This is a genomic window from Paramuribaculum intestinale, from assembly GCF_003024925.1.
GTDB lineage: Bacteria > Bacteroidota > Bacteroidia > Bacteroidales > Muribaculaceae > Paramuribaculum > Paramuribaculum intestinale.
This window is the reverse complement of record NZ_PUED01000122.1, coordinates 1-7,641: the sequence shown is the minus strand read 5'-3', so window position 1 is coordinate 7,641 and position 7,641 is coordinate 1. Positions and strand designations below refer to the sequence as shown.

The following is a 7,641-nucleotide window of genomic DNA, read 5'->3' as shown; positions in this document are numbered from 1 at the left end:
GCCGTGGCGTACGTTTTAATCCATGGGAAATTCATGTTACCCTGATGGCGTGCCATGGCCCGAGCTTTATCGGGCGACACCAAAGGGCTGTCGAAATATGGCGGATTGGTGATCACAAGATCTACTTTGTCGAAACTGTATGAGGTCGCGTCGCCGACAACAATATCGATATTCCCTGCCCATGGCGACAAAGCGGCATTGCCCATCGCCTCTACGGCAGCCATGGCATCAATCTCCATGGCTGTGACATGAGCCACGCCGCGCTGACAAAGCATGAGTGACAGAATCCCGCATCCGGCTCCAAGATCAATGGCCGAAGCGACACCTTCGACCGACACCCATGCTCCAAGCAGGACGCTGTCGGTGCTGACTTTCATGGCGCATTCGCGGTTGCATACCGCGAACCGCTTGAATCGGAAAACGGTTTCTCTATCGGGATTTCTGCTCATTGTCATGCAAAATTAAACAAATCCCAAAACAAATGACTAACTTTACACTCTAAAATTAGGAAAATGGATATCAAGTCTGCAAAATTCGAGATAAGCAACAGCGATTATCGCAAATGCCCCGACAGCGACATGCATGAGTATGCGTTCATCGGACGTTCAAATGTAGGAAAATCATCCTTGATCAACATGCTTACCGGACGCAAGAGTCTTGCCATGACATCGTCGACTCCGGGCAAGACTATGCTTATAAATCATTTCAGAATCAACGACAGCTGGTATATAGTCGACTTGCCGGGCTACGGCTACGCCCAGCGAGGCAAGGAGAGCAGGGCGCAGCTTCAGCGAATGATACAGGGGTATATCCTCAACCGCACGCAGATGACCAATCTGTTTCTGCTGATAGATTCGCGCCATTCGCCACAGAAAATCGACATGGAGTTCATGGAATGGCTGGCCGAGAACGAAGTGCCATTCAGCATAGTGTTCACCAAAACCGATAAGCTCAGCAAGGAAAATGCACGCAAAAACGTGGAGAGCTACTGCAACAAACTACTCGAAACATGGGAGAGCCTGCCTCCTGTATTTGTCACCTCAAGCACACAAGGAAGTGGCAAAGAGGAGTTGCTGGCATATATCGACGAGATGAACCGGCTTCCGACTGAGTAAACCAAACGCACCGTGATGTTGTTGATAGATTGTAACACACAACTACAAAACATCAGCAATCATGAAAGAAAACGGAAAAAAGTGCGGATGCAGCTGTAACGGCAAAGCCCACGCCAACGATCAGGAAGCAAAACAATATCCCGGAGTGGCCACAGATCTCGGTCTGAACGACAAGGTCAACAAGGAACTCGTCAAAGAAGCTACCAAGGAATTAAACAACAACCATAGAGGCAATAACTGATCCTGTTTCCGACAGCTGTCGTAGAAGTCACCTTAATCAGGTCTTGTCGGCTACCAATAAAAATTATTGCAACCGACAAAATGACCGGCATCTGTCATATCAGAGAACGATCAGAGCACAAACGGATATTTCACGGCTCTTTACTCAATCCAGAATACATCTTCATGGGTAGCCTGTGCAAAAGCCGTAAGATATCTGTGCGAGATATCGAACGCGTTGAACTGTTCCAGCCTACAATGGGTGCGATACGAATATTTGCCTCCGGCGGATTCATGGGCTATTGGGGAGTATTCAGAGAAAGTGACATCGGCCGTTATTATGTTTTTTTGGCAAGGCTTCGGATTGCTTTCTTGTCAAAATGAAGATCGGCGACAAGTATGTCCTTGGATGTGACAATCCTCAGAAGATAGTTGATTACATTGAGTCTCAGAAAAGTATCATGGAAGTGACTCGATAATATCCTCTTATTTCAAAACTCAATGTATGCACGCATTGGGTGCACAGGGCATATTCCTTTACAGGACAACCTCGTAGAATACAGCAGAGAGAATTTTCGCAAAAAAAATCACAAAACTATTGCCAGTATCAAAAAATAGTTCTACCTTTGCACCGTCGAAACCCGAAAAGGCCAAGACAACATAATGGTGAGCATAGTTCAGTTGGTTAGAACGTCGGATTGTGGTTCCGAAGGTCGTGGGTTCGAATCCCACTGTTCACCCCAAAATGACATGACGGATTCCTGATGAGGAGTCCGTCTGTTTTTTTGCATTCACTTTCTCGCAGCTTGTGTCATTGCGTGTTTTTGATTGACCGGTTTGTCACATTCAGTTTTTTTATGTTACTTTTTAAACAAAAATCCATGAAATTTCGTAGTGTTTTATCCCTTGTCGCATTATGCATGATCTCATTGTCAGCCAAGAGTATGAGTCCCGTAGACTCACTGGCCATGAGGGTTACCGAAGGTACTTCGGCCGGACGCATCATATTCAATGAAATTCCGTCGGCCGGACCCGAGTTTTTTGAAATCAGTGCCGATTCCGGAAGAGTTGTAATTGACGGAAACAGCAAAGTGGCTCTTGCCACGGGACTTAACTGGTATCTTAAATATGTGGCCGGAATACATATTTCCTGGAACAATCTGACCCAACCTTTGCCTGACAAGCTTCCGTTGCCTAAAGAAACAATACGCAAAAAGGCCTCTGTAGCCGACAGGTATTATCTCAACTACTGCACCTTTTCATACTCCATGCCCTTTTGGGACGAAGAGCGGTGGATGAAAGAGATTGACTGGATGGCACTACACGGCATCAATATGCCGCTTATGATGACCGGCATCGAAACCGTATGGCGCAACCTCTTGAAAAAGCTCGGATACGACGACGAAGAGATAGGCCGGTTTATCAGTGGCCCGGCATTTCTAGCATGGTGGCAGATGAACAATCTTGAGGGATGGGGCGGTCCGCTGCCAGACCAATGGTATGACCGCCAGAGCGCGCTTCAGCATAAAATAGTGGCACGGATGCGTTCGCTCGGCATAGAGCCGGTATATCCGGGATATGCCGGAATGGTGCCTCACGACATAAACAGCAAACTGGGATATAAAGTGGCCGATCCCGGGAAGTGGTGCGGCTTTGTCCGTCCGGCTTTCCTCTCGCCTGACACGGAGGAGTTTTCGTATCTTGCCGACCTGTATTATCAGGAACTCGACAGCCTTTACGGCAAGGCAAAATATTATTCGATGGATCCGTTTCATGAGGGAGGTAATACATCCGGCGTAGATCTGCCCCTCGCCGGCCGCCGGATAGCCGAAGCGATGAAACGCACAAATCCTGAATCATCATGGGTCATACAGAGCTGGGGCGGCAACCCGATGCTGGCCATGATCGACACTGTGAAGGCAGGCGATATGAAAGTGCTCGACCTTTATAGTGACAAAGACGCCAAATGGCGTCGCAAAGGCATATATGCCGACCATGAATGGATCTACTGTATGCTTCTTAACTTCGGAGGCAACGTAGGGCTGCACGGACGCATGGACATGTTTGTCGACGGATTTTACGATGCGCAGGAAGCCGATTCGTTGCATCGCCTCACCGGAGTCGGGCTGACCCCGGAAGGTATCGAAAACAACCCTGTGATGTATGAGCTGGCCATGGAACTTCCTTGGCGCAGCGAACGTTTCGACACACGCGAATGGCTCCGATCGTATCTGACGGCACGCTATGGCAGGGAGGTGACTCCCGAAGTAATGGCAGCATGGGATGCCCTGCGCAACACTGTGTATAACGCGCCGATAGAAATGGAAGGACAAGGCACTGTAGAGTCTCTTTTCTGTGCACGACCGTCGTGGAATCCCCGCAGCGCTTCCACATGGGGAAGTTCGGAACTATTTTATTCACCCGACTCCACAGCCAAAGCGGCGGCACTTATGCTCCAGGCGGCTCCTGATTATGTCGGCAACGCCAACTACGCCTTTGATCTCGCCGATATCCGGCGACAGGCCAATGCCGATGAGGGAAACCGTCTTATAAGACTGATGTCCGATCTGCATGACCGCGGTATCACCGACAGTCTGACGATAGTTTCCGACCGTTTCCTCAATCTGATTCTGGAACAGGATTCCACGCTGGCACGACAGCCCGAAATGTGTGTCGACACATGGCTCGACGATGCTGCCTGCCTTGCCGGAGATGACGACAATATCAGAAAGCTTTACCGGCGCAATGCCGCCCAGCTGATCACCGTGTGGGGCGACAGTGTGGCGTCCAATCTACGCGGACTTCACGATTACAGTCACCGCGAATGGAGCGGACTGCTGCGCGAATTGTATTACCAGCGATGGAAAGCTTTTTTTGACTCCGAGCTTCGCGGAGCCCCTAAACCCGACTACTATCTGATGGAAACCGAATGGGTAAGACGACGTGAACAGAATCAATAACATCACAGCATGGACAAATCAACTATATGACCAATGACGACAATCTTATAAAAATTGATGAAATAGCAGAAGGGCATAAGGTCATAGTGATGTGCGGGGTCAGCGGTTCAGGCAAGACGTTTTTGGCAAGGCGATTCGTCGGGAAAGGGTTCTTACGACTGTCGTCGGATGAAATTATCTGGAGTCGATACGGTGACAGATTTCCAGGCCTTGATTCCGAAACACGAAAAACGGCATTTATATGGGCTGCCGATGAAATAGACAGCTCGTTAGCATCCCTTATAAGGAAAGGGGAGCGGGTGGTGGTGGATTCCACGATGTGCAAAACTGTGCGACGATCGGCTATCCGCGCTGTGTGTTCGGAGTGTGGAGTCAAGCCACTGTTCATGTATCTGAAGACTCCACTTGCCACTCTGATCGAAAGACTTGACCGACGTAAAGGTGATGGTTCTGACGATCAGATTGTCAGTCGACAGGAAGTTTATGCATTCCATGCCGGTTTCCAACCGCCCGGCGAAGAGGAGACCGATGTCATCACCCTCGAATCATAATGGATCGTATCATGACTGCTCGTTTGAGTCATATCTGAACCCACCGTTGCGGTCACTGACTTTTTGAAAACAAAACGACTGCATCATAAACGCTTCGGACTGAATATGCCGCGCGTTTATGATGCAGTTGTGTGTGTTATTACTTACGTGTGGTGGTTACAATAGACCTATGTGTCCACGGTCAGAACTCGGAGGAGAAATAAAACCGGATTTTTGGAAAGTCGCTTTGTGCCATCTGCAACACATAGGATGAATCGGCCAGGAAGACATCACGGCCTTCGCGGTCTGTGGCCATAAACTGGTGTTTGCGACGCTTGAATGCCTCAAGCGCTTCCTGATCGTCGCTTGTGATCCAGCAAGCCTTGTAAAGCGAAATCGGTTCCCAACGGCATTGTGCACCGTATTCGTGCAGCAGACGGTATTGTATGACCTCAAACTGAAGTTGTCCGACCGTGCCTATGATCTTGCGTCCGTTGAACTGATTGGTGAACAGCTGGGCCACGCCTTCGTCCATCAGCTGCTGTATGCCTTTGTCGAGCTGCTTGGACTTCATCGGGTCTGTGTTTTCGATATACTTGAACATTTCAGGAGAGAAACTCGGCAATCCCTTGAAATGCAATTCTTCGGAGGTGGTCAGAGTGTCGCCGATCTTAAAGTTGCCGGTGTCGGGGATGCCGACTATGTCGCCGGGGAAAGCTTCGTCGACAATACTCTTTTTCTGCGCCATAAATGCCGTGGGAGCCGCGAATTTAAGCGTCTTTCCCGAACGCACGTGACGGTAGGGCGCGTTGCGCTCGAACTTTCCGGAACATATCTTCACGAATGCAATGCATGAGCGGTGGTTAGGATCCATGTTTGCGTGAATCTTGAACACAAAACCTGAAAAAGTCTCCTCTTCGGGGCTTATCTTGCGCTCTACAGCCTCAACCGGCCGCGGCGACGGAGCGATCTTCACAAAGCAGTCGAGAAGCTCTTTTACGCCAAAAGTATTGAGCGCTGAGCCAAAAAACACAGGCGCTACCTTTCCTGCCAGATACTCTTCCGTTTCAAAGGCCGGATATACTCCTTCGATAAGCTCCAGATCCTCGCGGAGCTTTGCGGCATCAGTTTCGCCTACAGCCTCGTCGATGCGCGGATCATCAATGCTCTCGATCTCGACACGTTCGGTGACCTTCTGCTTGTCGGGCGTAAACAGGTCGAGTGAATGCTCATGAATATTGTAGACTCCCTTGAATTTAGCCCCTATATTGATAGGCCAGCTCAACGGGCGCACGGAGATATGCAGTTCCTGCTCAAGCTCGTCGAGTATATCAAACGGATCGCGTCCCTCGCGGTCGAGCTTGTTGACGAAGATTATCACAGGAGTGTTTCTCATACGGCACACCTCCATCAGCTTACGTGTCTGCTGCTCCACGCCTTTGGCCACGTCAACGACTATGATTACGCTGTCGACCGCAGTCAGTGTACGATATGTGTCCTCGGCAAAATCCTGGTGACCCGGAGTGTCAAGAATATTGATCTTGTAGCCGTCATATTCAAATCCCATAACGGAAGTGGCCACTGAAATGCCACGCTGTTTCTCGATCTCCATCCAGTCGCTGGTAGCGGTTTTCTTAATCTTGTTGGATTTTACCGCTCCGGCAATATGTATGGCGCCTCCGAAGAGTAGCAGCTTTTCGGTGAGTGTGGTCTTACCGGCGTCGGGGTGCGATATGATCGCGAATGTGCGTCGTCGGCTTATTTCGTCGGTCAGTTGTGACATTGGTTTGTGGTTTTTGCTTTTTGGAGTGCAAAGTTACGCAGTTTTTCGTGATTTTACAGTAATTTTGCAGAATAAACATACAGCTATGCAACTGACCAACCAGATGAGGAAGGATGTGGCCGCACTCGACGAGGCACGCACCCGGCGTCAGGCCCGTCTATTCAAAGCCGAGGGCCAGAAATGTGTGAACGACACTCTCGGACATTTCACACTCCACAGTCTGTATGCCACGGCAGCCTGGGCCGAAGCCAATGACGGCCTTGTCAGCCTGGCCGCCGACAGGATGGCTGTGGTGACAAGGCGCGATCTGGAGCGGATGAGTCATCTGTCGACGCCTCCTCAGGTCATAGCCGTTTATGACATGCCGGAGGAATGCATACCCTTGAACATAGGCGTGGACAACCTCGCGCTTGTACTCGACGGCATACAGGATCCGGGCAATATGGGTACGATCATGCGTGTGGCCGACTGGTTTGGAGTCGAGACCGTGGTATGTTCAGCCGACTCGGCTGATCCATATTCTCCCAAAGCGATAATGGCAAGCATGGGATCAATATCAAGGGTAAGGCCAGTCAGAACTGATATAGCAGGACTGCTTCAAAAGACGGAGGCTACAGTATGTGGCACATTTCTTGACGGAACAGACCTCTACCGGAGCGATCTGCCACAGTCAGGGGTGATAGTAATGGGCAGTGAAGGACATGGCATATCCGATTCCGTAGCATCGATGGTGGACATGCGGCTGAAGATTCCAGCATATCCTCCGGAACGCAATGGCGCCGAATCGCTCAACGTCGGCATGGCCACAGCTATAATCATGGCTGAATTCCGCCGCAGACAAATGCAATAAGCAAGTGTTCGAATCAACCTCATATTGTTTCATTAAATCCGAGCACTTGCTTAGAATATTGTCTAAAATTCATATCACTTTGCTTTTGAGAGTCTTTCCAGCGTCTTTTTGTTTGCTCCCCGGTCATGTAGCTACGGCTACACTCCCTCATCACAAACAAAAATCCATCTGACAATCCTTCTCA

At 49.7% G+C, this 7,641-nt stretch carries 8 protein-coding genes and 1 tRNA gene; 7 read left to right on the top strand and 2 right to left on the bottom strand.

The annotated features are described in order from the left end of the window. The coding region (locus C5O24_RS09240; protein WP_161553865.1) for a tRNA1(Val) (adenine(37)-N6)-methyltransferase at positions 1-449 on the bottom strand (449 nt) is incomplete at its 3' end. 63 nt (positions 450-512) lie between these two features. Between C5O24_RS09240 and yihA the strand changes: the two genes are divergently transcribed. From yihA to C5O24_RS09210, 6 genes are all read left to right on the top strand, one after another. After that, positions 513-1,115: a ribosome biogenesis GTP-binding protein YihA/YsxC gene (gene yihA / locus C5O24_RS09235; RefSeq protein WP_107034727.1), complete on the top strand. Its 603-nt coding sequence runs from the start codon at positions 513-515 to the stop codon at positions 1,113-1,115. A 61-nt stretch (positions 1,116-1,176) separates the two neighbouring features. Then, positions 1,177-1,356: a hypothetical protein gene (locus C5O24_RS09230; RefSeq protein ID WP_107034728.1), complete on the top strand. Its 180-nt coding sequence runs from the start codon at positions 1,177-1,179 to the stop codon at positions 1,354-1,356. 80 nt (positions 1,357-1,436) lie between these two features. Then, the gene (locus tag C5O24_RS14615; protein ID WP_107034729.1) at positions 1,437-1,718 is read left to right on the top strand and encodes a PH domain-containing protein; all 282 of its coding nucleotides are present in this window, start codon (positions 1,437-1,439) and stop codon (positions 1,716-1,718) included. 282 nt (positions 1,719-2,000) lie between these two features. After that, positions 2,001-2,077, top strand: a tRNA-His gene (locus C5O24_RS09220). Positions 2,078-2,215: 138 nt separating this feature from the next. Further along, entirely contained in the window at positions 2,216-4,294 is a 2,079-nt protein-coding gene (locus tag C5O24_RS09215) for an alpha-N-acetylglucosaminidase (RefSeq protein WP_161953366.1), read from the top strand. A gap of 26 nt (positions 4,295-4,320) precedes the next feature. After that, complete coding sequence (locus C5O24_RS09210; RefSeq protein ID WP_107034731.1) at positions 4,321-4,845, top strand: P-loop nucleotide/nucleoside kinase family protein; 525 nt, start codon at positions 4,321-4,323, stop codon at positions 4,843-4,845. 181 nt (positions 4,846-5,026) lie between these two features. On the opposite strand, the gene C5O24_RS09205 is transcribed toward C5O24_RS09210, so the two are convergent. After that, positions 5,027-6,607 carry a peptide chain release factor 3 gene (locus C5O24_RS09205; protein ID WP_107034732.1) on the bottom strand — a complete coding sequence of 527 codons (1,581 nt, stop codon included), beginning with the start codon at positions 6,605-6,607 and terminating at the stop codon, positions 5,027-5,029. Positions 6,608-6,692: 85 nt separating this feature from the next. On the opposite strand from C5O24_RS09205, the gene C5O24_RS09200 reads away from it, so the two are divergent. After that, complete coding sequence (locus C5O24_RS09200) at positions 6,693-7,457, top strand: RNA methyltransferase (protein ID WP_161553864.1); 765 nt, start codon at positions 6,693-6,695, stop codon at positions 7,455-7,457. Positions 7,458-7,641 lie beyond the last annotated feature (184 nt).